At 63.5% G+C, this 25643-nt stretch carries 16 protein-coding genes; 9 read left to right on the forward strand and 7 right to left on the reverse strand.

What is annotated here, in order from left to right; genetic code table 11:
• Nucleotides 1-28: 28 nt before the first annotated feature.
• The 3 genes from prsT to AC1MEM_RS04545 all read right to left on the reverse strand — a co-directional run bounded on the left by prsT (nt 29) and on the right by AC1MEM_RS04545 (nt 5886).
• Nucleotides 29-2797, reverse strand: a complete 2769-nt coding sequence (prsT, locus tag AC1MEM_RS04535) for an XrtA/PEP-CTERM system TPR-repeat protein PrsT (RefSeq protein WP_499475612.1) — start codon at nt 2795-2797, stop codon at nt 29-31.
• Nucleotides 2798-3029: 232 nt separating this feature from the next.
• Complete coding sequence (locus AC1MEM_RS04540) at nt 3030-3341, reverse strand: hypothetical protein (RefSeq protein WP_499475613.1); 312 nt, start codon at nt 3339-3341, stop codon at nt 3030-3032.
• Nucleotides 3342-3444: 103 nt separating this feature from the next.
• Nucleotides 3445-5886 carry a TonB-dependent receptor gene (locus tag AC1MEM_RS04545; RefSeq protein WP_499475614.1) on the reverse strand — a complete coding sequence of 814 codons (2442 nt, stop codon included), beginning with the start codon at nt 5884-5886 and terminating at the stop codon, nt 3445-3447.
• A gap of 250 nt (nt 5887-6136) precedes the next feature.
• Between AC1MEM_RS04545 and AC1MEM_RS04550 the strand changes: the two genes are divergently transcribed.
• The 4 genes from AC1MEM_RS04550 to AC1MEM_RS04565 all read left to right on the forward strand — a co-directional run bounded on the left by AC1MEM_RS04550 (nt 6137) and on the right by AC1MEM_RS04565 (nt 11519).
• A complete protein-coding gene (locus AC1MEM_RS04550; RefSeq protein ID WP_499475615.1) occupies nt 6137-7147 on the forward strand; it encodes a LacI family DNA-binding transcriptional regulator in 1011 nt (336 codons plus the stop codon).
• A gap of 98 nt (nt 7148-7245) precedes the next feature.
• Nucleotides 7246-9588, forward strand: coding sequence for a glycoside hydrolase family 65 protein (locus tag AC1MEM_RS04555; RefSeq protein ID WP_499475617.1), 2343 nt, complete (start codon nt 7246-7248; stop codon nt 9586-9588).
• Nucleotides 9585-10235 carry a beta-phosphoglucomutase gene (pgmB, locus tag AC1MEM_RS04560; RefSeq protein WP_499475619.1) on the forward strand — a complete coding sequence of 217 codons (651 nt, stop codon included), beginning with the start codon at nt 9585-9587 and terminating at the stop codon, nt 10233-10235. The genes AC1MEM_RS04555 and pgmB overlap by 4 nt, the downstream gene beginning before the upstream one ends.
• A 33-nt stretch (nt 10236-10268) precedes the next feature.
• Nucleotides 10269-11519: an MFS transporter gene (locus AC1MEM_RS04565; protein ID WP_499475620.1), complete on the forward strand. Its 1251-nt coding sequence runs from the start codon at nt 10269-10271 to the stop codon at nt 11517-11519.
• Nucleotides 11520-11594: 75 nt separating this feature from the next.
• Here AC1MEM_RS04565 and icmF read toward each other — a convergent pair whose 3' ends face one another.
• The 3 genes from icmF to AC1MEM_RS04580 form a co-directional block, all read right to left on the reverse strand.
• Nucleotides 11595-14882 (reverse strand): fused isobutyryl-CoA mutase/GTPase IcmF, encoded by a 3288-nt coding sequence (gene icmF / locus AC1MEM_RS04570; protein ID WP_499475622.1) that lies wholly within the window; start codon nt 14880-14882, stop codon nt 11595-11597.
• 185 nt (nt 14883-15067) lie between these two features.
• Nucleotides 15068-18625, reverse strand: coding sequence for an indolepyruvate ferredoxin oxidoreductase family protein (locus tag AC1MEM_RS04575; RefSeq protein WP_499475623.1), 3558 nt, complete (start codon nt 18623-18625; stop codon nt 15068-15070).
• Between the two features lie 170 nt (nt 18626-18795).
• Complete coding sequence (locus AC1MEM_RS04580; RefSeq protein ID WP_499475624.1) at nt 18796-19728, reverse strand: LysR substrate-binding domain-containing protein; 933 nt, start codon at nt 19726-19728, stop codon at nt 18796-18798.
• A gap of 123 nt (nt 19729-19851) precedes the next feature.
• Here AC1MEM_RS04580 and AC1MEM_RS04585 point away from each other — a divergent pair, with 123 nt between their 5' ends.
• Nucleotides 19852-21072, forward strand: coding sequence for an HD-GYP domain-containing protein (locus AC1MEM_RS04585; protein ID WP_499475625.1), 1221 nt, complete (start codon nt 19852-19854; stop codon nt 21070-21072).
• Here AC1MEM_RS04585 and AC1MEM_RS04590 read toward each other — a convergent pair.
• The gene (locus tag AC1MEM_RS04590; protein ID WP_499475626.1) at nt 21069-22109 is read right to left on the reverse strand and encodes a GGDEF domain-containing protein; all 1041 of its coding nucleotides are present in this window, start codon (nt 22107-22109) and stop codon (nt 21069-21071) included. The two genes, AC1MEM_RS04585 and AC1MEM_RS04590, sit on opposite strands and share 4 nt — an antisense overlap.
• A gap of 350 nt (nt 22110-22459) precedes the next feature.
• On the opposite strand from AC1MEM_RS04590, the gene AC1MEM_RS04595 reads away from it, so the two are divergent.
• The 4 genes from AC1MEM_RS04595 to cpaB all read left to right on the forward strand — a co-directional run bounded on the left by AC1MEM_RS04595 (nt 22460) and on the right by cpaB (nt 25636).
• Nucleotides 22460-22645, forward strand: coding sequence for a Flp family type IVb pilin (locus AC1MEM_RS04595; protein WP_499475627.1), 186 nt, complete (start codon nt 22460-22462; stop codon nt 22643-22645).
• Nucleotides 22646-22706: 61 nt separating this feature from the next.
• On the forward strand, nt 22707-23240 hold the full coding sequence (locus AC1MEM_RS04600) for an A24 family peptidase (protein ID WP_499475628.1): 534 nt from the start codon (nt 22707-22709) through the stop codon (nt 23238-23240).
• Between the two features lie 102 nt (nt 23241-23342).
• Entirely contained in the window at nt 23343-24779 is a 1437-nt protein-coding gene (locus AC1MEM_RS04605; RefSeq protein WP_499475629.1) for a DUF8689 domain-containing protein, read from the forward strand.
• Complete coding sequence (cpaB, locus tag AC1MEM_RS04610) at nt 24776-25636, forward strand: Flp pilus assembly protein CpaB (protein WP_499475631.1); 861 nt, start codon at nt 24776-24778, stop codon at nt 25634-25636. Before AC1MEM_RS04605 ends, cpaB begins: the two co-directional genes overlap by 4 nt.
• Nucleotides 25637-25643 lie beyond the last annotated feature (7 nt).

The following is a 25643-nucleotide window of genomic DNA, read 5'->3' on the forward strand; positions in this document are numbered from 1 at the left end:
GTTTTTATTTAGCTGAAATAGTAGACCGTTATAAGGTTTTTAGCAACGAACGGGCTTCCTCCAGTTGGGCGAACGATTTGTTTTGCGCGATCAGGGCTTCGAGTTCCTTGCGCGCGCCCGCCTTATCGCCCGACTTGTTCAGGGCGACCGCCAGGTGATAACGCACTTCCGGCAGAGCCGCCGCGCCGGCCGCCGCCTTTTGCAGCAGCGGCAGGCCGCGTTGGGTATTGCCTTGCTCGACCAGCATCCAGCCCAGCGTATCCATCACCGAGGCGTTGTCGCCGGCGACTTTATACGCCTGTTCGGCCGTGGCCAGCGCGCGCGGATCCTTTTGCTGCTGGTAGGCATAGGCCAGGTTGTTCAGTGCCACGCCATTGCCGGGCGCGCGCTTGACGATCTCTTCGAGCAGGGCCGCGGCCGGCTTGTATTCCTTCGCCGCCAGGTGCGATTCGGCCTGGTACATGGCCAGCTGCATGTCGTCAGGATGCGTCTTCGCCCACTGGGCCACGCGCTGCCGCGCTTCGCTTTCCTTGCCCATCTGCGCCATCGCCTGGGCGCTGCGCAGCAGGACCGCGCTCGACTTGGTGATGGCGAAGGCCTTGTCGTAGGCCGCCACCGCCAGTGCCGGTTTCTTCTGCGCCTGCTGGAGGTCGCCCTCCATCAGGAAGCCGACCGGGGAGCCCGGCAGGTCCTGCTGCAGCTGGCGCACCATGGCCAGCGCCTCGTCGGTGCGCCCGCGGCGCATCGCCACCTCGACCTGGGCAACCCGTGCCTGCAGCAGGTTCGGCTGCAGGGCGATGGCGCGCTTGAGGGACTCGGCGGCGCCGGCATCGTTTTTCAGCTTGCCCTGCACCGTTGCCAGGCGCATTTGCGCCAGCGCCGATTTCGGCACCATGTTGACCAGCTTGCTGTAGCTGTCGAGCGCGCCCTGGGCATCATCGTTGGCCAGTTGCGCCTGCCCCAGCAAGTCCATCATTTCGGGGTTCGACGGATACGAGGGCTGGAACTTGCGCGCCAGCGTCAGCGCCTTCTTTTCCTGCTTGGTCGCCAGGTAGTGGCTGCCCAGCCTGAGCACCGGCGCGATCGTATCCGGATTTTCGGCCTGCGCCTTCTCCAGCCAGGTCGTCGCTTCCTCGGGATGTTTCTCGAGCATCGCCAGTTCGGCCAGCGCACCCATTGCGCCGAAATTCTTCTTGTCCTTCTCCAGGATCGCCTCGAAACGCTTGCGCGCGGCCTCCGGCTTCTTCTCCATCACGTCGAGCTTGGCCAGGTTGGCGGCGGCCGGGAAGAAGGTCGGTTTTACTTGCAGCGCCTTCTCGAAGGCGGCGCGGGCCGCGGGCAGGTCGCCCTTGGTCAGCAGCACGGTGGCCTTCAGGTTGTAGGTTTGCGGATCGTCCGGCTTGAGCGTCTCGATTTTCGACACGGTGGCCAGCGCCTTGTCGTAATGCTTCAGGCCGATTTCGGCCTGGGCCAGCGCCGTCAGCGCACGGTCGGACTTCGGATCGAGCTCGGTTGCGCGTTCCAGTTCGGCGATGCCCTTGGCGGTATCGCCTTGCTGCAGGCGCGACATGCCGAGCGAGGTGTGCAGCACCGCGACGTCCGGGGCCAGCGCGACCGCCTGTTCGAGGTAGGACGTGGCCTTGCCGAAATCGCGTGCCTGCATGGCCGCCTCGCCGGCCAGCGCCAGCAGCTGCGGGTCGCGCGATTCTTTCACGGCCGGCGCCAGCGTGGCGGCGGCATCGGCCGGCTGCGCATCCTTCAGCAGGGCCTGCGCCATCAGCTTGCGTGCGTAGACGTTGGTCGGATCGATTTCCAGGTATTTGCGCAGGTGCATTTGCGCCGTCTGGGGCGAGTCGAGGTTCAGGTCGACCGCGCCGGCCAGCAGGACGCTCGGCATGTGGTTCGGGGCGCTTTTGAGGATGCGCTGCAGCGCATCGCGCGCTTCCTTGTTCTTGCCTTCGCTGTAGTCGAGCAGGGCCTCGCCGTAGGTGACGAGCAGGCTGCCCGGCGCGGCCTTTTTCGCAGCCTCGACCTCGGTGCGGGCTTCGGCATATTTTTTCTGGCCGATGCGGATATAGGCCTTTTCCAGGTTGGCGTTGCGGTCGTGCGGACGCAGTGCGATGACCTTGTCGAAGGCGGCGAGTGCCTCGTCGGTCTTGCCCAGGCCGCGCAGCATGCCGCCCTGGAACATCCAGACCTCCGGATTCTTGCCGTCCTTGGCGATCGCCTCGGCTCCGTAACGCTGGGCCGTCGCCGTATCGTTCGTGGTGAGCGCATGGCGCGCCAGGCCGACCAGGGCGGTACCGGCGGCCGGGTCCAGCGCCAGCGCGGCATCGTAGGCTGCCTTGGCGCCGGCGGCGTCGCCGCTGGCGAGCAGGGCGTCGCCGCGTGCAGTCATCAGGGGCGCCGACTTCGCGGCCAGCTCCGGCTTGATGTCGGCCAGCAGTTCCTTGAACTTGCCTTCGGCGAGCAGGGCCTGGGCCAGCAACGGCAGCGTGCGCGCAGGTGCCAGTCCGAGGCTGGCTGCCTTGCGCAATTCCTTCTCGGCCGACACGGCGTCGCCCGAGTCCAGGTACAGGCTGCCGAGCTGCAGGCGCGCCTCGCCATCCTCGGGGCTCTTCGCCACCGCATTTTTCAGCTGGATCAGGGCCGCCTTCTGGTCGCCCTTCTGTTGGTATTGCTTGGCTTCGGCCAGCAGGCTCGCCGTCGACTGGTCACGGTTGCAGGCAGTCAGGCCGCCAAGCAGGAGCGCGCCGGAGACGACTGCGGTGGTGAATTTCATCTTGTTACGGGACATGGCTTCCTCAGTGTGACTTGCTGATGCCGACCGGGAAAACACCGGACGGCAAGTTTCCTAGTCAACAATAATACCTCAAGGAACAGATTAATTACCGCACAATCGGGCCGGCGTTGTAGACAAACGATTTCCGGTCGGAACTAAGCGGGAAAGTGGCGGCGCGCCGGGCGTAGATGCGGCCTGGCGGCGGCCGTTTTGCAGCCGTTCGGGGCGCGTCGCGCTGTCCGGCCGACTATTCATTTCCGCTCTTGCGCAGGCGGCCGAGGAGGGCGGCGACGTCTTCGCTGACGGGCAAGCCGTGGCGGCGCAGCAGCTGGACGTGCAGGACCAGGTTTTCGAGGACGAGTTTGGCCGATACCGCAAGCAGGGTCAGCAGGCGGTCCTCGGTACTGAAATTTTCCATCGCCGCAGCCATCTCGCACAGGTGGTTCGCCACCAGCGCGCGCAGCTCGTCTTCCGGAAAGGGCAGGTCGGCGAAATCGATCGGGTCTTCGAGTTCGACTTCGCGCATCAGGGCGGCGAGTTCTTCCGGTTTGATCGGCATGCATGGCTCCGGGGATGGGTCGTGCGTCCATTGTAGGCCCCGCGCCCATAAAAAAGGGAGCGGCGAACCGCTCCCAAAGTCTGACGGGAAAACGCTGGCTTAATTAAAAGCGATACAGCAGCGAGGCTTCCACCGCGCGGCCGAAGATCGGACGGGCGTTGATCGGACCGCTGGCCTGGGCGCCGGTCAGGCGCGAATTGCCTTCGGTGAGGCCCAGTTCATTGGTCAGGTTGGTTGCCGCCACGCGCACTTCCCAGTTCGCGCCGATCGATGCCAGCGCGCCGATGTCCAGCGTCTTGTACGACGGCAGGTAGGACAGGTTCGCCTGGTCGGCAAAGCGGTCGCCGACATAGGTGTAGGTGCCGTACAGCTTGACTGCGTTGTCGCCGACCGGGATGCGGTAGCTTGGCGAGAAGCGGAACTGCAGGTTCGGCTGGCGCTGGACTTCGTTGCCGACGATCGCAGGATTGTCGCGGTACTTCGACTTCTGGTAGTCGCCGGTCAGGCTCAGCTGCAGGTTCTTGATTGGACGCAGCGCCAGTTCGAATTCGACGCCATGGCCGCGCGAGCCGCTCACCGAGTTCAGGACCGCGGTGGTCGTGATCTGCTGGAACGAAATGCCGGTGAAGTCGGTGTAGAACGCGTTGACGTAGGCGCTGTACAGGGAATTGGCGGTCTTGAAGCCGACTTCGTACTGCGTCACTTTCGGGTTCGGCACGCCGTTGCGGTCGTTCAGCGCGGCCTGGCTGCCGGCGTTGCGCATGTCGTCGAAGGCGATGAAGGTGTGGCCGGTGTTGGCGCGCACGAACACGCTGGCATCCCTGGTCAGCTTGTACAGGCCGCCGACGGTAAAGGAGGTGGCGCTGTCGTCGCGTTCCAGGCGGGTGAAGCTGCCGGTCGGGATCGAGGTGCCGTTGTTGTACACGGTCAGCGGGTTGTTGTCGGTGTCGCCCGCGGCCAGGTTCGAGACCGATCCTTCCAGGCTCTGGCGCTCGCGGCGCAGGCCGGCGTCGACGCGCAGCTTGTCGCTGATCTTCCACTCGTCGGCCAGGAACAGGGCGACGTTGTTGCCCTTGTAATTGGCGACCGGTGCGTAGAAGACATTGCCTGACTTGCCGCCCTGCGACACGATGGTGCCGTTCGTCAGGCTGGCGTTGATCAGGCGCGCGTTCGGGGTGGCCGTCATCAGGTGCGCATTGCCCAGGTACCACTCGTCATCCGACTTGTAATTGGCGTAATAGCCGCCGACGGTGAGCGTGTGGCCAGGGAAGACTTCGCGGCTGACGCGCAGTTCGTCGGTGAACGAGGTCAGCTGCTTTTCGACCGACCAGAGGCCGGCCTGCACCACTTGCTGGTTCGGAGCGACGGTGCCACCGCCGTTCACATAGGTCATGCTGCCCGTGGTGCTGGCAGCGGTCGGGTTGTAGCTGGCGTTGGCGGCGGCCAGGTAGGCGGCCGCTGTCTGTGGATTGTCGCCAGTGAACATCGAGATCGTGTTCAGGTCGCCGTTGAAATAATTCGCCTTGTTCGACACGTCCCAGCCGGCGAGCTTCTGCTCGTAATCGGCGCCCCAGACGGCGGCCTTCATGCCGCGCCCGTCGGCCAGGTCGCGCTCGAGTGTTTTACCAGGCGCCGCGTCGATCGTGAAGTGGCGCATTTCGTTGCTCATCAGGGTGCCGGTGAGCGGATCGAAGCCTGGGAATTCGGAAATGGTGCGGCCGTTGTTGCTCGAAATGAGCGGCACGCCGGTGTAGAACGCGTTCTTCTCGTTGGTGGCGCGTACGTACATCGTCAGTTCGCCGCCGTCGAGCTTGCGGGTCAGGGTGCCGGTCAGCTGCCCGCCCTTGTCCGCCTTGAACTGCGGATCGCGCACGCCGTGGCCTTCGCGGTAGAAGCCGCCGACCGTGCCGTACCAGCCGTCCGCGATCTTGCCGCCCACAAAAACGTCGCCACGGCGCAGGTTGCCGGTGCCGGTGGTCAGGCGAACCGTGCGCTCAGGCACGTCGTCGCCCTTTTTCAGGATGAAGTTCATCGTCGCGCCCGGCTGGCCGACGGAATAAATCGTGCTCGGGCCGCCGCGCAGCACTTCGACGCGCTCGATCGTGTCATCCAGGCGGAAAGCCGAGGTGCCTTCGAAGAAGGACAGCACCGGCACCGGATAGACCGGGTTACCGTTCAGCTGAACCGAGACGAAAGGCGAGTCGGAACCCGACGGGAAGCCGCGCACTTCGACGTTGGCGCCCGACTGGCCGCCGGTCGCTTCGGCGTAGACGCCCGGTACCAGTTTCAGGACGTCGGCCGTGCTGCTGGGCGACGCGGCCTTCAGCTGTTCTTCATTGGCGGTGGTGATCGAAAACGAGGTGTCGATCTTGCGGGTGCCGGAAGCCGATGCGGTACCGGTAACGACGACCTGCTGGATTTCCCGGGTGACTGCCGCACTGGTGCCCTCTTGTGGGGCGGTCTGGCCTGCGGCCTGGGCCTGGCTGACCAGGGTCAGCACGGCCAGTGCGACCGTGGACAGCACGAACTGCTTGGATTGGTTCATCTGATTGCTCTCTTTTTTATGGTTCAAAATCCGTCTCCAGGACATGCGAGGCCTTGGCGGCCGTCGAACGCACAGTGATCATGTTTGGTGCATTGGCGGGCCCGATTGGTGCAAACGCCTGTCAATGCGTGTCATTGAAACAAGGAATGATATCGATGTCAATAAGATTGTTATCGATGTCATTTGTGATTCCGCTGTCATTTAAATCTGTCATAATTTGCCGTAGAGTCGTTTCCTTCACCCGAATCCCATGGCGATCAACAAAAACGTAAAGCGCAACAGCGAAGCCGGCATGACGATGGAAGACCTGGCGCGTCTCGCCGGCGTCTCCACGATCACGGTGTCGCGCGCGCTGCGCAACAGCCCGCTCGTGACCGAGAAGACGCGGGACAAGGTGCGCCGCATCGCCGAAGAGCAGGGCTATCGCCTGAACATCAGCGCGCGCAACCTGCGCATGGGACGCAGCAATTCGGTGGCGGTCGTCGTGGAAATGACGCCCGTTAAAGGCCGGCCGATGTCGGACCCGTATCCGCTGGCCCTGCTGGGCGGGATTACCGAAGAATTAACAAGTGCCGGCTACACTGTTGTATTAACGTCACGCCAGCTTCTCGACAGCGCGCCCGTGCGCGGCGCCGACGGCATGATCCTGCTCGGCCAGGGCTCGCACGGCGAAGCCGTCAAGGTGTTGCAAAAAGTTGGCCTGCCCCTGATCGTCTGGGGCGCGCCCGAAGCGTCTGAATCGTACGTGGTCGTCGGCAGCGACAACCACGCCGGCGGCGCCAGCGCCGCGGCGCGCTTCATCGAGCAGCGCCGGCGCAAACTGGTGTTCCTGGGCGACGTCGACCACGCCGAAGTGCAGGGCCGCTGCGCCGGTTTCATCGAAGCCATGCGCGGCCAGGGCGTCGTCCACATCGTGCGCCCGAAAGCGTTCACCTTCGAAGCCGGTTTCGACAGCATGACGACGCTGCTGAAGAAAAAGGGCGCCGGCGCGGTCGACGGCGTGTTCGCCGCCAGCGATCTACTGGCCATGGGCGCGATCCGGGCCCTGGCCGAACACGGCCTGCGCGTGCCGGACGAGGTGTCGGTCATCGGCTACGACGATACGCCGGGCGCGGCCAGTTTCGTGCCGCCCCTGAGCAGCGTGCACCAGGATCTGCGTGACGGCGGCGTCCTGCTGGGCCGCAAGATGCTGGCGCTGTTGAACGACGAGCCGGTCGCCTCGGAAGTGCTTCCCACGAGATTAATCGTGCGCCAAACCTGATTTTTACTCCGATTCATCCCGTTTCATCGGTATCCGCCCGCGCGGACGCCTGACTTGTTTCGACTTCGATCCACCGTTACCGTTTTTGAGGACTCGCCGTGCAGCCATCCGACAGCCCAACCTATTCCCTTCCGCTCGATCCGTGGTGCATCCGCGAGACCGGTTTCGACACCGCATCCCACTTCCTGCGCGAGACCCTGTTCGCACTCGGTAACGGCTACATCGGCCTGCGCGGCACCGGGGAAGAGGGCTATACCGGCCCCGCCGGCACTTCGCTCGACGGCACCTACCTGAACGGTTTTTATGAGTCCGAGCCGATCGTGTATCCGGAAGCCGCCTTCGCGCTGGCGAAAACGAACCAGTTCATGCTCAACGTCCCGAACGCGAAGGGCGTCGAGATCGAGATCGACGGCGAACGCTTCGATCCCCTGACCGGCACCCTCGGCAGCTACGAGCGCGCGCTCGACCTGCGCAGCGGCGTGCTGGTGCGCTCCCTCGAGTGGACCGCGCCCGGCGGCAAACGCATCGCCTTGCGCAGCCGCCGCGTGGTGTCGTTCGCAAATAAACACCTGTTTGCGATCGAGGTCGAACTCACGCCGCTGAATTTCTCGGGCACGGTGACCGTGACATCGTTCGTCGACGGCGCCGTGAAGAACCAGGAAGCGGGCGACGATCCGCGCGTCGGTTCCGCAGTGTCGGGGCCTGCCCTGAAAACCGTCTCGACCGAACAGGATGGCGCTTTCTCGGCGCTCGTGCAGCGCACCCACAACAGCGGTTTCAGCCTGGTGAGCGCGATCCGGACCGTCGTCGAAGGCGTTGAGGCGAGCGCCTGGGAAGAGGGCCAGCGTGCAGGCCAGCGCTTTGTTTGTGGAGCGCTTGAGGGCAAGCCGCTGCGCCTGACCAAATACGGCAGCTATCACTCTTCGCGCGATTATCCGGAAGGCGAATTGCTGGCCCGTGCCCGCGAGACGCTCGCCACTGCGCAGGCGGCCGGCTTCGAGGCGCTGTGCACTTCGCAGGCGGCCTTCCTCGCCGATTTCTGGGCCAGCGCCGACGTCGAGATTGCGGGCGACGACGCCCTCCAGCAGGGTATTCGCTTCAACGAATACCACCTGCTGCAATCGGTCGGACGCGACGGCCGCACCAACATCGCGGCCAAGGGCGTGACCGGAGAGGGCTACGAAGGCCACTACTTCTGGGATACCGAAATCTACATTTTCCCGTTCTTCCTGTATTCGAAGCCGGAAATCGCGCGCAAGCTGCTGGAGTATCGCTACGCGGGCTTGCCGCAGGCACGCGAGCGCGCGCGCCAGATGGCGCATGACAAAGGAGCTCTGTACCCGTGGCGCACGATCGCCGGCGGCGAGTGCTCGGCATACTTCCCGGCCGGGACCGCGCAGTACCACATCAACGCCGACATCGCCTATTCGATCAAGGCGTATTTCGAAGCGACGGGCGACCTCGATTACATGGCGCAGGCGGGCCTCGAGATCGTGCTGGAGACGGCGCGCATCTGGATCGGCATCGGCAGCGATGACCGCGAAGGGCGCTTCTGCATCAACGAAGTCACCGGCCCCGACGAATACACGGCGCTGGTGAACAACAATTACTATACGAACGCGATGGCGCGCATGCACCTGCGCTTCGCCGCCGACATGGCCGACCTGCTGCGCCGCGAACGCGCCGGCGAATTCGCGCGCGTGGCTGCGGCGACCGGTGTCACCCTCGAGGAAGTCGCCGTCTGGCGCGACGCCGCCGCGCGCATGCACCTGCCGTACGACGGCAAGCTCGGCATCCACGAGCAGGACGACAGCTTCCTGTCGAAAAAGGCCTGGGACTTCGCGAACACGCCGAAGGAAAACTATCCGCTGCTGCTGAACTACCACCCGATGGTGATCTACCGCCACCAGGTCTGCAAGCAGGCCGACGTGGTGCTGGCGCTGATGCTCCTGTCGAACGAGTTCACGCTCGAGGACAAGCGCCGCGACTTCGATTACTACGAAGCCGTCACGACGCACGACTCCTCGCTCTCGTCCTGCATCTTCAGCATCATCGCGTCCGAGGTCGGCTACCACGACAAGGCCTACGACTACTTCATGGAGACGGCGCGCCTGGACCTGGACGACACCCACGGCAATACCCACTACGGCGTGCATACGGCGGCGATGGCCGGCACCTGGATGGGCGTGGCCTACGGCTTTGCCGGCATGCGCGTGTCCGACGGCGCGCTGCGCTTCGCACCGACGCTGCCGAAACAGTGGCAGCACTACCAGTTCAAGATCCAGCTGCGCGGCGCCCAGCTGCAGGTACGCGTCACCGGTGACTCGGCCGAGTACACGCTGCTCGCCGGCGACGCGCTCGATTTCACCCACCTGGGCCAGCCAGTGGCCCTGACCGGCGCGGCACCTTCGGCGCGCATTTCGATGGAGACGCAGGCATGAGCCACTCGCACCAGTTCAAGGCAGTCATTTTCGATCTCGACGGCGTCATCACCGACACCGCCCATTACCACTACCTGGCCTGGAAGGCGCTGGCCGAATCGGAAGGCGTGCATTTCGATCACGCCTTCAACGAAAATCTGAAAGGCGTGGACCGCATGGGGTCCCTCAACCTGATCCTGGCCGGTTCCTCGAAGTCCTACTCGATGGAACAGAAGCTGGCGCTGGCCGACCGCAAGAACAGGCAGTACGTCGAACTGATCGCGACCATGAGCGAGGCGGACCTGCTGCCGGGCGCAATCGACGCGCTGGCCTCGGTGCGCGCCGCCGGCCTGAAGATCGGCCTCGCCTCGGTCAGCAAGAACGCCTTTACGGTGCTCGATCGCCTCGGCATCCGCGACCGTTTCGATTACGTGGTCGATGCGGCGCTGATCGCCAACAGCAAGCCGCATCCGGAGATTTTCCTGAATGCGGCGGCGGCGCTGGGCGTGGCGCCGGCAGATTGCCTGGGCGTGGAAGACGCGGTGGCGGGCGTGGCCTCGATCAAGTCGGCGGGCATGTTCGCGCTAGGCGTGGGCAGCCCGGACGTGCTGACCCAGGCCGACCGGGTGATTCCGAGCCTGCTCGCGTTCCGCCTCGGCGACTACTGACACACGCGCACACTATAAAAACCGGGAGACAGCGTGAAAAACCAGCGTATTTTATTGGCCTTGTTCCTGATCTACTTCGTCTTCGCGATCCTGCTCAACAGCGTGGGTACGGTGATCCTGCAAGTCATCAACAACTACGACGTGAGTAAATCGGGCGCGAGCATCCTCGAGGCTTTTAAAGACCTGCCGATTGCGGTCGTGTCCTTCCTGGTCGCTTCGTTTTTGCCGCGCCTGGGCTACAAGAATGCGATGCTGGTCGCCCTCGCGATTGTCACCGCCGCCTGCGCCGCGATGCCGCTGCTGCCGGGTTTTGCCACCGCCAAGCTGCTGTTCCTGTGCGTGGGCGTGTCGTTTGCACTAGTCAAAGTGTCGGTGTATTCGACGCTGGGCCTGATCGCCACCGACCGGCGCCACCACGCGAGCATCATGAATACATTGGAGGGCGTGTTCATGGTGGGCGTGCTGAGCGCCTACTGGGTGTTCGCGCACTTCATCGACTCAAGCAATCCGAAGTCGCAGAGCTGGCTGCAGGTGTACTGGGTGCTGGGCGGCCTGTGCGTCTTCACCTTCGTGCTGCTGGCGACGACGCGTTTTGATGAGAGCGATGCCCAGCTGCCGGCGGGGCGCAGCCGCTGGGAAGATTTTACGGCGATGTTCAAGCTGTTCGCGAAGCCGCTGGTGTGCGTGTTCGTGCTGACGGCTTTCCTGTACGTGCTGATCGAGCAAAGCGTCGGCACCTGGCTGCCGACCTTTAACAACGAAATATTAAGGCTGCCGGCGGCGATGAGCGTGCAGGTAGCCAGCATTTTTGCGGCCTGCCTCGCGATCGGGCGCCTGTCGGCCGGTGTCGTGATGCGCAAGGTGCACTGGTACACGGTGATGAACGGCTGCGTGATCGGCATGGCGGCGATGGTGCTGCTGGCCCTGCCGCTAACGCGCGACCTGGCGCTCGACGCCAACGTCACCTGGGCCAACGCGCCGCTGGCGACCTTCCTGTTTCCGCTGATCGGCCTGTTCATGGCGCCGATCTACCCGGGCATCAACTCGGTCATGCTCAGCTCCCTGCCGAAGAACCAGCATTCCTGCATGACCGGTTTATTGGTGATCTTCTCGGCGCTGGGCGGCACCACCGGTTCCTTCATCACCGGTTACGTGTTCGGCAACTTCAGCGGCCACTTCGCGTTTTATTTGACGCTGGTGCCGATTACGCTGGTGTTGATTACCCTGTTCTTCTTCCGGCGCCATGTGGAGCGGACCGGGGAAGCGGTGGCGCAGCCGGCCTGATCCACGTACAGGCGCGTAAAAAAACGGCATCGGGGCTTGCGCCACCGGTGCCGTTTTTGTTTGTGGTCGTCCTGTTTACATATTCCGGCGGTACTGCCCACCCACTTCGAACAAGGCCGTGGTGATCTGCCCGAGCGAGCAGACGCGCACCGCATCCATCAGTTTTTCGAACACGTTCTGGTTGTCGATCGCGGCTTGCTGCAGTGCTGCCAGCGCGGCTGGTGCCTCGTTTGCGTGCTGCCGGTGGAAGGCTTCCAGGCGCGTCAGTTGCGACTGCTTTTCGTCGTCGGTGGAACGGGCCAGTTCGATCGTCGCCGGTGCTTCCGCGCCTTTCGGGTTGCGGAAAGTGTTGACGCCGATGATCGGCAGCGAGCCGTCGTGCTTCTTGTGCTCGTACAGCATCGACTCTTCCTGGATCTTGCCGCGCTGGTAGCCGGTTTCCATCGCGCCCAGCACCCCGCCGCGCTCGGCGATGCGCTCGAATTCCTGCAGCACGGCTTCTTCGACCATGTCCGTCAGTTCGTCCATGATGAACGAGCCCTGGTTCGGGTTTTCGTTCTTGGCGAGACCCCATTCGCGGTTGATGATCAGCTGGATCGCCAGCGCGCGCCGCACGGATTCGTCGGTCGGCGTGGTGATCGCTTCGTCATACGCGTTGGTGTGCAGCGAGTTGCAGTTGTCGTAGATCGCGATCAGCGCCTGCAGCGTGGTGCGGATGTCGTTGAAATCGATTTCCTGCGCGTGCAGCGAACGGCCCGAGGTCTGGACGTGGTATTTCAGTTTCTGCGAGCGGTCGTTGGCGCCGTACTTGTCGCGCATCGCCACCGCCCAGATGCGGCGCGCGACGCGGCCCAGCACCGTGTATTCCGGGTCCATGCCGTTCGAGAAGAAGAAGGAGAGATTTGGCGCGAAGTCGTCGATGTGCATGCCGCGCGCGAGGTAGGCTTCGACAAACGTAAAACCGTTCGAGAGCGTGAAGGCCAGCTGCGAGATCGGGTTCGCGCCGGCTTCGGCGATGTGGTAGCCCGAGATCGACACGGAGTAAAAATTGCGCACCTGGTGGTGGACGAAATACTCCTGGATGTCCCCCATGACTTTCAGCGAGAACTCGGTCGAGAAGATGCAGGTGTTCTGACCCTGGTCTTCTTTCAGGATGTCGGCCTGCACGGTGCCGCGCACGTTGGCGAGCACCCATTCCTTGATTTTCTGCGCTTCGTCGGCGGTCGGTTGGCGACCGTTGTCTTGCACGAACTTGTCGATCTGCTGGTCGATGGCGGTGTTCATGAACATCGCCAGGATCGTCGGCGCCGGGCCATTGATCGTCATCGAGACCGAGGTGCTCGGGCTGCACAAATCGAAGCCGTCGTACAGCACCTTCATGTCGTCGAGCGTGGCGATGGAGACGCCCGAGTTGCCGACTTTACCGTAGATGTCGGGACGCAGGGCCGGGTCGGCGCCGTACAGCGTGACCGAATCGAATGCGGTCGACAGCCGTTTGGCATCCATGCCGGTCGAGACCAATTTAAAACGTTTATTCGTACGGAAGGCATCGCCTTCGCCGGCGAACATGCGGGTCGGGTCTTCGCCCTCGCGTTTAAAGGCGAACACGCCGGCCGTGAACGGGAAGGAGCCCGGCACGTTTTCCAGCATCAGGAAGCGCAGCACTTCGCCGTGGTCCTCGAAGCGCGGCAGCGCCACCTTGCGAATGGTGGTGCCGGACAGGGTTTTTTGCACCAATCTGGTGCGAATTTCCTTGTCGCGGATTTTGACCACGTAATCGTCGCCGGCGTAGGCCGCCTGCATGTCGGGCCACATGGCCAGCAGCTTTTTGGCCCCCAGGTCCATCGCGTTGTCACGCTCGGTGATCAGGTCGTCGAGCACCACTTCACGGTTGGCGGCAGCCAGCATGCGCTTGGTCTCAACCAGCTGCTGGCGCTCGCGCGCGAGTTTGACTTGTTTCGCCGTGTTCTTGTGGTAGCCGCGCACGGTGTCCGCGATCTCGGCGAGATAGCGCGCACGGGCTGGCGGCACGATCACGTTCTTGCCGCTCGAATGCTTTTGCGGCGGCACGTCGAGTTTCGACGGCGCGATTTGCAGGCCCAGTTCGGACAGTTTCGGCAGCAGGCCATGGTACAGCGCGGTGACGCCGTCGTCGTTGAAGCGCGAGGCTTGCGTGCCGAAGACCGGCATCTGGTCGGGGCTCTGCGACCACAATTCGCGGTTGCGCTGGTACTGTTTCGCCACGTCGCGCAGCGCGTCCTGTGCGCCCTTGCGGTCGAACTTGTTGATGGCGATGAAATCGGCGAAATCGAGCATGTCGATTTTTTCCAGTTGCGAGGCCGCGCCGAACTCCGGCGTCATCACGTACATCGAGGCGTCGACGTGCGGCACGATGGCCGCATCGCCCTGGCCGATGCCCGAGGTCTCGACAATCACGAGGTCGAAGCCGGCGACTTTACAGGCGGCGATCACGTCCGGCAGTGCGTGCGAGATTTCGGAACCGGCTTCGCGCGTGGCGAGCGAGCGCATGAAGACGCGGCTGACGCCGTTCCACGGATTGATCGCGTTCATGCGGATGCGGTCGCCCAGCAGGGCGCCGCCCGACTTGCGGCGCGACGGATCGATCGAGATGACGGCGATGTTGATGCGGTCGTTCTGGTCGAGGCGGATGCGGCGGATCAGTTCATCGGTCAGCGAGGATTTACCCGCGCCGCCGGTGCCGGTGATTCCGAGCGCCGGCACCTTCATCGTGTCGGCCGCGTCGACGATCTGCTTGCGCAGCTCGGGATCGACTTTGCCGTTTTCCAGCGCGGTGATCAGCTGGGCCAGCGGACGGTGGCGCGCGGCGATGTCGCCGTTTTGCAGCACGTCGATGGCGGTCGGGGCATAGGGAGTCAGGTCGATGTCGCAGGCCTGGATCATCGAGCGGATCATGCCGACCAGGCCCATGCGCTGGCCGTCTTCGGGACTGAAGATGCGGGTGACGCCGTAAGCGTGCAGCTCTTCGATTTCGGAAGGGACGATTACGCCGCCGCCGCCGCCGAAGACTTTGATGTGGGCGCCGCCGCGCTGGCGCAGCAGGTCGATCATGTACTTGAAATACTCGACGTGGCCGCCCTGGTAGCTGGAGATGGCGATGCCTTGCACGTCTTCGGCCAGCGCCGCGGTGACGACGTCGTCGACCGAGCGGTTGTGGCCGAGGTGGATGACTTCGACGCCGTTCGACTGCAGGATGCGGCGCATGATGTTAATCGAGGCATCGTGGCCGTCGAACAGCGATGCGGCGGTGACGAAGCGGACCTTGTTGGCCAGCTTCGGCGGCTCTTGCAGCTCGAGCTTGGCGGCGGTGGTGATGTCGTTCATGGAATTCCTTCTGGAGTCGGACGGCGGACAGGTTCGATTTGTACGGTATATGACGTTAACGTTAACGTCAAGTTCGGGATGGCAGGATGATTAACTGGCGTACCGCGTGGACTCAGGAGTCCACCCTACGAGACCCGAGTGTTCGTAGGGTGGAGTCCTGACTCCACGCGGTACACCGTCAGCAATTACGCGGCGCGTTTCTTGACGTTGCCGGAAAGTAGCTCAGCCTTGCGCGCACGGAAGTTCTCGACCGCCTTTTCCTTCACATGGCCGAAGCCGCGGATCTGTTCCGGCAAATTCGCCAGTTCGACAGCCGTGGCATACGAGCCACTGTTCAGGGAAGGAAGCAGGGACTCGATCATCTGCCGATACTCGACAATCAGCGCACGCTCCATCTTGCGCTCGGCGGTGTGGCCGAACACGTCGAAGGCGCCGCCGCGCAGGCCTTTCAGCCTGGCGAGCACTGTAAAGGCTTTCAACATCCACGGTCCGAATTCCTTCTTCACGAGCTGGCCCTTGGCATCCTTCTTCGCGAACAGCGGCGGCGCCAGGTTGAATTTGAATTTGAAATCGCCTTCGAACTGGGATTTCACCTGTTCCAGGAAGCGGCCGTCGGTGTACAGGCGCGCGACTTCGTACTCGTCCTTGTAGGCCATCAGCTTGAAGTAGTACCTCGCGACTGCCAGCGACAGTTTATTCCCCAGGCCGGCGGCGGTTTCGGCTGCCCGCACGCGCTCGACCAGTTCGGCATACACGCCGGCGTAGGCCGCGTCCTGATACGCGGTCAGCGCTTCGACGCGCTTCTTGACGATGGTCTCCAGGCTTTGCGGCATCTGCACCAGCACGGCCTGGGTCGGCGTCGCGACCTTGTCGACGCGCTTGACATCGACCGCGGCGCGGCGGCCCCAAAGAAAACTCTTCTTGTTCGAGGCCACGGCGACGCCATTGAGTTCGATGGCGCGCATCAATGACGCCTCGGTGAGCGGAATGCGGCCCTTCTGCCAGGCGTAACCCATCAGGAACAGGTTAGTCGCGATCGAGTCGCCCATCAGCGCGGTCGCCAGCTTGGTCGCATCGACGAAATCGGCGCCGCCCGTGCCGCCCACGGCTTCCAGGATCAGGCCGCGCACGTCCTCGGCCGGGAACTGCCAGTCGGCGTTCTGGGCGAAGGTGCCGGTCGGCTGCTCGTGCAGGTTGACGATGGCCAGCGTGCGGCCCGGACGCATTTTTGAAATTGCATCGGCGGCGCCGGTGGTCAGCATGTCGCAACCGAGTACCAGGTCCGCTTCGCCGGTGGCGATGCGCTGGGCGCGCAGGCGCTCGGGCGTAGCGGCGATCTTGACGTGCGAGGTGACGGAGCCGTTCTTCTGGCTCATGCCGGTCATGTCCAGCACCGAAGCGCCTTTCGCTTCCAGGTGCGCGGCCATGCCCATCAGCGCGCCGACGGTGATCACGCCGGTGCCGCCGATGCCATTGATCAGGATGTTGTACGGGTGCTCGATGGACGGCAACATCGGCTCGGGCAGGGCGCCCCAGCCATCGTCACCGGCATCTTTCGATACGCCGGCTTTGCTCTTCTTGAGCGTGCCGCCTTCGACGGTGACAAAGCTCGGGCAGAAGCCCTTGGTGCACGAATAATCCTTGTTGCAGGACGACTGGTCGATGGTGCGCTTGCGGCCAAAATCCGTCTCTTTCGGCAGGATCGACACGCAGTTCGACTGGATGCCGCAGTCGCCGCAGCCTTCGCAGACGGCTTCGTTGATGACCATGCGCTTCGGCAGGTCCGGGAACTCGCCTTTTTTACGGCGGCGGCGCTTTTCGGCGGCGCAGGTCTGGTCGTAGATGATGACGGTGACCCCTGGCAGCTCGCGCAGTTCGCGCTGGATGTCGTCCATCTCCTTGCGGTCGTGCAGGGTGACGAGTGAAGGAAGCGAGGAGCGATCCGCGTAGCGCGACAGGTCTTCGGTGACGAGCGCAATGCGTTTGACGCCCTCGGCGGCCATCTGCTGGGCGATCATCGGCACCGAGGTCTGGCCGTCGACCGGCTGGCCGCCGGTCATCGCGACCGCGTCGTTGTACAGGATCTTGTAGGTGATGTTCACCTTGGCCGACACCGCAGCGCGCACGGCCAGATAACCGGAATGAAAATAGGTGCCGTCGCCCAGGTTCTGGAACACGTGCGGCACTTTCGAGAACGCGGCCTGGCCGATCCACGGCGCGCCTTCGCCGCCCATGTGGGTGGTCAGCTTGTTCATCTCCGGGTAGATCGAGGTCGCCATCACGTGGCAGCCGATGCCGGCCAGCGCGAAGGAACCGTCCGGTACCTTGGTCGAGGTGTTGTGCGGGCAGCCGGAGCAGTAGAAGGCGGGCCGGAAGGGCGTGGTGATTGCTTTCTGCAGCACGGCGTCCTTGGCGTCGAGGAAGGCCAGGCGCGCCTTGATCAGGTCCCGGGTGGCGTCGTCGTGCACCAGGCGTGCGATGCGGCCGGCGATCACGCGTGCGACCTGCGCGACCGAGAAATCGGCTTTCGGCGGCAGCAGCCAGTCGCCGCGCGGTGCAACCCATTCTCCCTTGTCGTCGAACTTGCCGATGATGTGAGGACGCACGTCGTCGCGCCAGTTATACAGCTGTTCCTTTAATTGGTATTCGACGACCTGGCGCTTTTCTTCGACCACCAGGATTTCGTCGAGGCCCTGCGCGAATTCGCGCACGCCTTCCGGCTCGAGCGGCCAGATCATCGCGACCTTGAACAGGCGCAGGCCGACCTTGGCCGCCATCGCTTCGTCGATGCCCAGTTCTTCCAGCGCCTCCAGTACGTCGAGATAGGATTTGCCGGAGGCGATGATGCCGAGCTTCGCGTTCGGGCTGTCGATCGTCGTGTGATTGAGTTTGTTTTCGCGGGCATAGGCCAGCGCTGCGTAGATCTTGTAGTCCTGCATCAGGGCTTCCTGATTACGCGCCTGCTGGCCGAGCGGGACCGACGACAGCTTCGTATTCAGGCCGCCTTCGGGCATGGCGAAATCCTGCGGCAGTTTCACCTGCACGCGGTGCGGGTTGGCGTCGACCGAGGCGCTCGATTCGACCGTGTCGGCCAGCGCCTTGAAGGCGACGGCGCAGCCGGAGAAGCGCGACATGGCCCAGCCGTGCACGCCCAGGTCCAGGTATTCCTGCACGTTGCACGGGTACAGGACCGGGATCATGCAGGCCGAGAAAATGTGGTCGGACTGGTGCGGCAGGGTGGACGAGTAGGCGCCGTGGTCGTCGCCGGCGACGAGCAGCACGCCGCCGTTTTGCGCGGTGCCTGCATGGTTCATGTGTTTAAAGACGTCGCCGCAGCGGTCGACGCCCGGGCCCTTGCCGTACCACATGGCGAACACGCCGTCGTATTTTGTCGGGCCGATCAGGTCCACCGTTTGCGTGCCCCAGACGGCGGTGGCCGCCAGGTCTTCGTTGACGCCGGGTACGAACTGCACGTGGCTCGCTTCGAGATGGCTTTTCGCTTTCCACAGCGTCTCGTCGAGGCCGCCCAGCGGCGAACCGCGGTAGCCGGAAACAAAACCGGCGGTGTTCAGGCCGGCGGCGGCGTCGCGCTCGCGCTGCATCATCGGCAGGCGCACCAGGGCCTGGATACCCGACAGGAAGATGTTGCCCGATTTCGCAGTGTATTTGTCGTCGAGGGTGACGGTGTTCAGGCGGCTAGGTACAACATCCTGCGCGGCTTGTGGCGCGACGGTATCGGGCATGACGGACTCCATGGGTAGTCGAGAGGTCCCGGCGTCCTGCCGCGCCGGATAGGCGCGGTTCAACAGCGGGGCGGTGTCGCGGTAGGCGACGGGCGCGTGGAGTGTATGAGCTTCCCGCTAGCAGGGGAAATAGAAAATGCGGATGGGGGTATAAGAAAAAATGATGGCAGTTATTCGCGAAGCCGCGCGCCGGGCCAGCTGCCATTTGCGCATAGCATTTCGGTCACCTGGCGCACGAGGCGGCTGATCGCGGCGGCGGCATTGGTCAGCGGAATATTGCGGGAGGCGCATAGCGTGACGCTGCGGCAGATTGCCGGGTTTTCGATCGGAATCGCGCTCAGCAAGCCGCTGTCGATCTCGGCGCGCAGCGGCGCCAGCGGAAGCAAGGTCGCGCCCATGTCGGCCAGCAGGGCCGATTTCAGGATCGCAATCGAATTGATCTCGATGAGTTTGGTCAGCGTCAGGCCCGCACTGGAAGCCGCCTGCTCGATCAGGGGACGCACGCCATGCTGCTGGGCGGGCAGGATCAGGGTCGTCGCGAGCGCCGCGCCGAGCGTGATCGCTGCTCCCTGCGGCTTTGAAACGGAATCGGCACGGCAGATGTACATCAGGTCTTCGTCGACCAGGGGCGTCGCTTCAAAGCCGCCGAGCTGGCCATCATTGAAGAGCACGGCGAGATTCAGGCGTCCCGATTTCAGCTGCTCGATCAGGTTGCCCGAAATTTCTTCAGTCAGCTGCAGCGTGATTTCCGGATAGGTGGCGCGTGCCGCGGTGAGCAGGGGCAGGGCCAGCGCCCCGGAGATGCTGTGCGGCAGGCCGAGCGTGACGCTGCCGGAAGGACGCGTGGTCGACTGGGTGACGGCCGAGCGCGCATCGGCGACCTGTTTCAGGATGGCGTGGGCATGCTCGTAAAAGATTTTTCCGGCATCGGTACTGAGGACGCCATGGGCCGAGCGATGCAGCAGTTGCGCACCCAGCTCTTCCTCGAGCTGGCGCAACTGCTGGGTCAGCGCCGGCTGCGCCACATGCAAGACCAGGGCGGCGCGCGAAAGCGAGCCGTGGTCAACGATGGCGACGAAATAACGGAGTTGTCGTAATTGCATGAAGAACTAATCTGTGCCTAGTTGCAACACATGAATGACGAAAAGTTCATGTACGGAAACTTGCTTGATATACTGGGCAGTACCGCCGCGGTGGCGGAGATTAACATATCGCCGGACCGTAGCATGCTCAAGAAAATCGATTCCTCCCAGCTGCGCCTGGGCATGGCCATTCACGACCTCGACTGCGGCTGGATGGAACACCCCTTCGTGTGGGCCAGGTTTGTCCTGAGCAGCGACGAGGAGATCCGCAAGATTACCCGTGCCGGCATCCGCAACGTCGTCATCGACTGCTCCAAGGGACTGGACGTCGACGCCGCGCCGACCCTGGCCGAAGCGCAGGCGACCACCGAAGCCGAAGTGACGGCCATCGCCAGCAAGCCGGCGAAACCGGTGCGCACGTCGCTGGGCGACGAAATGCAGCGTGCCGTCGGCGTGCGGCGCCAGGCGGTCAACCTGGTACGAACGGTGATGCAGGATGCGCGCCTGGGCAAGGCGGTCGAGATGGAAAACGTTTCGCCGGTCGTGACCAATATCACGGAATCGATCCTGCGCAATTCGGGCGCCTTGCTCAGCCTGATGCGCATCAAGACCAAGGACGATTACACTTTCCTGCATTCGGTCAGCGTGTGCACGCTGCTGGTGGCGTTCTGCCGCTCGCGCGGCATGGACGAGGAAACGATTTACCAGGCCGGTATCGGCGGCTTGCTGCACGACACCGGCAAGGCGCTGGTACCGGACAGCATCCTGAACAAGCCTGGCCGCCTGACCGACGAGGAATTCGCGATCATCAAGAAGCATCCGCGCGATGGTTACGACCTGCTGCGCCAGACGCCGGAAATCGGCCCGATCCCGCTCGATATCACCTTGCATCACCATGAGCGGCGCGACGGCAGCGGCTACCCGGAAATGCAGAACGAAAGCGAGATCAGCGAGCTGGCGCAGATGGCCGCGATCGTCGACGTCTACGACGCCATCACATCAGACCGCAGCTACCACAAGGGCATGTCGGCGGCCGACGCGCTGCGCAAGATCTATGAGTGGAGCAAATTCCACTTCAATCCGCGGCTGGCGCAGGAATTCATGCGTTGCGTCGGCATCTATCCGGTCGGCACGATGGTGATGCTGGAATCGGGGCGCCTGGGGGTGGTGGTCGAACCGCATGAGAGCAACCTGCTCACGCCTAAGGTGAACGTGTTCTTCAACACCAAGAGCCAGACCTATATTCGTCCGGAATTGCTCGACCTGTCGCGGGGGCTGGGGTTTGGCGGCGGCGACAAGATCGTGCGTCACGAGTCGCCCGACAAGTGGCGCGTGGATCCGGACAGGTTCCTGCTGGGTCCCTAGAAAAATTCGGCGGTGTCGTTCGACGTCACCGTCTGTAACAGCCCGCGCTCGACCAGCTCGTTGTAATGACAAGCCTGGTTGCGGCCGTGGGTCTTGGCATAGTACAGCGCCTGGTCGGCATGGCCGAGCGTGACCACGGGCGAATCGTAAGGGCTGATGCTGACGAAGCCGACACTCACGGTCACCTGGCCCACCTGCGGAAACTGGTAAGCCTCCACATTGCTGCGGAAGCGGTCGATGATGCGGCGCGCATGCTCCAGCGTCGTCGAGCGCAGCAAGACCACGAACTCCTCGCCGCCGAAGCGAAACACCCTGTCCTGCGCACGGAACGATGCCTGCAACTGGTTCGCGATCAGGATCAGCACTTCGTCGCCGTACAGGTGACCGAAGGTATCGTTCACCATCTTGAAATGGTCGACATCGACCACGGCCAGCCATCCCTTTTTTTCGCCATGACTGCAGCGCCGCTCGAGCTGGCCCGCTAGCGGCAGCTCCGGCTCGGCCGGGCATTGCAGCATGCGTGCGAGCTGGTCTTCGAAGGTTTTGCGGTTGAGGAGGCCGGTCAGCGAATCGCGTTCGCTGTAGTCGAGCAGGTTCTGGAAGTTGCGGTAGACGCCGACGACGCCGGCGATCGTATGAATGGTTGCGGCGGGGAAGGGAGATTCGCGCACGATTTCAAGGCAGGTCGTCGCCGTGTCACCGACCCAGATCGGCAGCCACAGGGTACGGGTGCAACCGGGGCCGCAGGCTTCGGCGCTGCTCTCATGGCGTGCCAGGCAGGCTGCCAGTTCAGGATAGGCAGCCAGGGGTTCGCCGGGCGCGCCGCCATCATGCAGGTCCTCGATACGGGCAGCACCGCCGGCGCTGATCGAGGCCCGGACACGCACCAGGTCACACGCGCCGAATGTGGAGATCGACAACACCCGCGTCTGTACGGCGGCGGCCAGTTCCTGGACTGCCGCCACCACGGAGATATCGAGCATCGCGTGGTCGCGGTGGCCGGTCATGTCCACCATGTGTTTCAGAAGGGAATCCATGTCATTCTCAGAAATGTAATCAACCCACCACTGCCTCTCCAGGGCTGGCGAAACGCCAAAATTTCCGAAGAGCAAGCGAAACAGGATAATCCTTTTTTGTTATCCGAGCAATATTCGAGCTGCTTTTTTTGGCGAGAATGGCCACGGACATCGCCAGACACGATCTTGATCAAAGTTTTCCATAGGAAATTAATTCCCATGGGAAAGCTTGCTAATGGTCAACTTGCCGTACGGCATCATCTTTTATAGTGAACTCACTGCAGCGGAAACGACAAAGCGCAGTTTGCAGAGTCAGGGAAGTTTCCTACCACTGCAGGGTTTTTCTTATAAACCACCATATGGAGTTTTTCATGAAAACGATCTTTACCGCTGTGCAAGCTTTCATCGCTGACGAAGACGGCGTTACTGCCATCGAGTACGGTCTGATTGCTGCACTGGTCGGCGTCGGCGTGGCTCTGGCTGCGAAGCATCTCGGCGAAGGGATCAGCGCCACGTTTGAAAATGTGGTAACGCGTCTGGCCGCTGCCGTTGCGTAATTAGTGCGGTTTGCCCTCCAGATTTCGGTCTGGAGGGCTTTTTTTATTATGGAGACTGATCATGCCCATCCCGACCTGGCTCGACTTATTGTTGATCATTCTCGTTGTCAGCGCCGCCATGACCGACCTGGCGATACGCAAAATCCCGAATCTCTTCCTTCTGCTCGCCTGGTGCGCCGCACTTGGCTTGCACCTGTGCGACACCGCTCCAGCCAGCGGTATCGGCACTGCCCTCGGCGGCGCGCTCATCGGCTTCGTCCTGTTCCTGCCCCTCTATATGGTGCGCGGCATGGCAGCGGGCGACGTCAAGCTGATGGCGACCGTTGGCCTGTTCCTTGGTCCTGCCGAAACAGCCCATGCCTGCATCCTGACCTGGTGTGTCGGTGGGGCGATGGCATTGGTCATGATTTTGTTTACGAGTCGCTGGTCGGATGCGTATGCCAACCTGCGCAGCCTGCTGCTTCCCATGCTGTTACGGACCGGACCACCAGCTCGACAAACGTCGCTGAAACGGCCCAGCGTCGGATCGATGCCTTACGGATTTGCCATTGCCTTGACCACGCTCTGGTTATTGGCACAACGTCATCTTCCGTGACGGTAACCGCTTGCTGCGCCTCAATGGCCTGAAGGACTTGGTCGCTAGAATGAATTCAATGTTCCGAGGGAATGTGCCCTTGTGAATGCTAGGAGAAATCCCATGAGTGAAACGCTGTCCCTTACAGCGTCGGGCACGGTTTTCGGTACGCCACCCGCTGCGGCTGTCATGCCGCCGGGTGAACTGGGAGTTGTGGCGATCCTGCCGCGTCAACCCCGCACTGTCAGCGATACCGGGCTCGATCCGCGCCTGGTGTCTGCTCTCGTGCTGAAAACCTTGCATACCACGGGCCGCGCGCCCTTGCCGCTGTTGGCCGGAAAACTTCGTTTGTCGGTCAGCGTTCTGCGTGAAATATTGGCCGCCATGACGATTGATCAGCAGGTTGAAGTAGCCTGGTCGGGCGACTCCGACATCGACGTCCAGTATCAGTTGACCCCGATCGGCCAGCGCGCCGCGCTCGCGTGTCTCACGGAGTGTCGCTATATCGGCCCGGCGCCGGTCACGCTCGATGCCTACCGCGCGATGGTCGAGCGCCAGTCCTTGCGCCGTCCAGCGCTGCACCAGCCTGACCGGCAGGGAACGCTGCCCTCGTCGCCGGTTCGCCACCCGACGCCGGGGGAGTTGGCGGCGCAGCTGGCTGATGACGGACTTGATCCGGCCTTGCGGCAACTGCTCGGCGCCGCCCTCCATGCGCAGCGTCCGCTGCTGCTGCATGGCCCGACCGGCTCCGGCAAGACGACGCTTGCACGCAAGCTGGCGCGCTTGCTGCCGGGCGCGGTTGCGGTGCCGTACGCGATCGTCATTGGGGATCACATCGTCCCGTTTCATGATCCGCTGCGTCATCCGGCCCCGCTGCCGCTGGGGCGCCAGCAGGAAGACCGGCGCAGTTGCGATGCGCGCTGGGCGATTTGCCAGCGCCCGCTGGTGCATGTCGGCGCAGAACTCGAGGCGTCCATGCTCACGCTGCACGCCGACTCCGGTAGCGGTATCCATCACGCCCCGCTGCAGATGCAGGCCAACAACGGCATCCTCGTGATCGACGATCTCGGAGGGGCGCGCGCGCCCGCGGCCGAGCTGCTTGCGACCTGGCTCGGCATGCTCGACGGCGCTCCCGCGCGCCTTGTGGCCGGCGGACATGGCGAGGCCATGCCATTCGACGCGATGCTCGTGCTCGTCACTAACCTCGCGCCAGCCAGCGTGTTCGATGCCGCGTTCTTGCGCCGTATCGCGTATCGCGTCGGCCTCGGGCCGCTGACCGAGCCGGCCTACCGCGCCCTGCTGCGCCGTACCAGCCGGCTGCACGGCTTCGATTGCGACGAGGCGGTGATCGATCATCTGGTCACGCGCCTGCACCGGGCCAGCGGTACGCCGCTGCTGGCTTGTTACCCGCACGAACTGCTCGCTCGTGTGCTCGATTTTGCCGGCTTCGCCGGCTCCGAACCCCGCCTGACGATCGCTGCCCTGGAGCAGGCGTGGAGCAGCATGTGCACCAGCGGCAGCGCCCCGGCCTCGTGCCAAGTCGCAGGAATCGAACCATGAAAAACAAGCGCGCCCTTGTCGTGATGGCCACTGCCGTCCTGTTCGGCCTGACCGCCGTGATCCTCGCTTCGCGCTGGCTGCTGCTGCAGCCAGCCAGCAGCGCCGGGCGTATCGTGGTGGCGGCAGGCGACATCAACCTCGGCCAGCGTCTGACGCCCGAGATGGTCAAGCTGGCCGAGTGGCCCGCCGACAGCATGCCCAGGGGCGCCTTTACCGATCCGGCGAAGCTGGCAGGTCGAGTGCTCAAGAGCAGCGTGCTCGGCGGCGAGCCGGTCAGCGAAGCGAAGCTGGCGCCGGCCGGCACGCTCGGCGGCCTGTCCGCCCTGATCACCGAAGGCAAGCGCGCGATCACCGTGCGCGTCAACGACGTCATCGGCGTTGCCGGCTTCACGCTGCCGGGCAATTATGTCGACATCATCGTCAGCACCGCAAAGGACCCGGGTCCGGAGGCGAATGCGCGCGAACAAAGCATTTCGAAGATCGTCCTCGAGCGCATCCTGGTGCTGGCGGTGGCACAGGAAGTCAATCGCGATGAGACCAAGCCGCGTGTGGTGAATGCCGTCACGCTCGAGGTCACGCCGGAACAGGCCGAAAAACTCGACCTGGCGCGCAGTGTCGGCACGCTGTCGCTGGCGCTGCGCAACCAGGTCGATCCGCAATCGGCCCAGACCGAGGGTGCCACCAAGCTGACCTTGCTGCCGGTCGCGGCGCCTGTCGTGAAGCCGGCAGCGCCGAAGCCAGTCGCCGCGCCGCGCCGTCCCGAGAAGGCTGTCGTGCACCGCGTCGCCACACCGCCGGTTCGGCGCAATTGCGTCACCGTCATCAACGGCCTGCATTCCTCGCAAGAGTGCCTCTGATCCCCTT

The sequence above is a fragment of the Telluria sp. AIW5 genome (assembly GCF_056680575.1).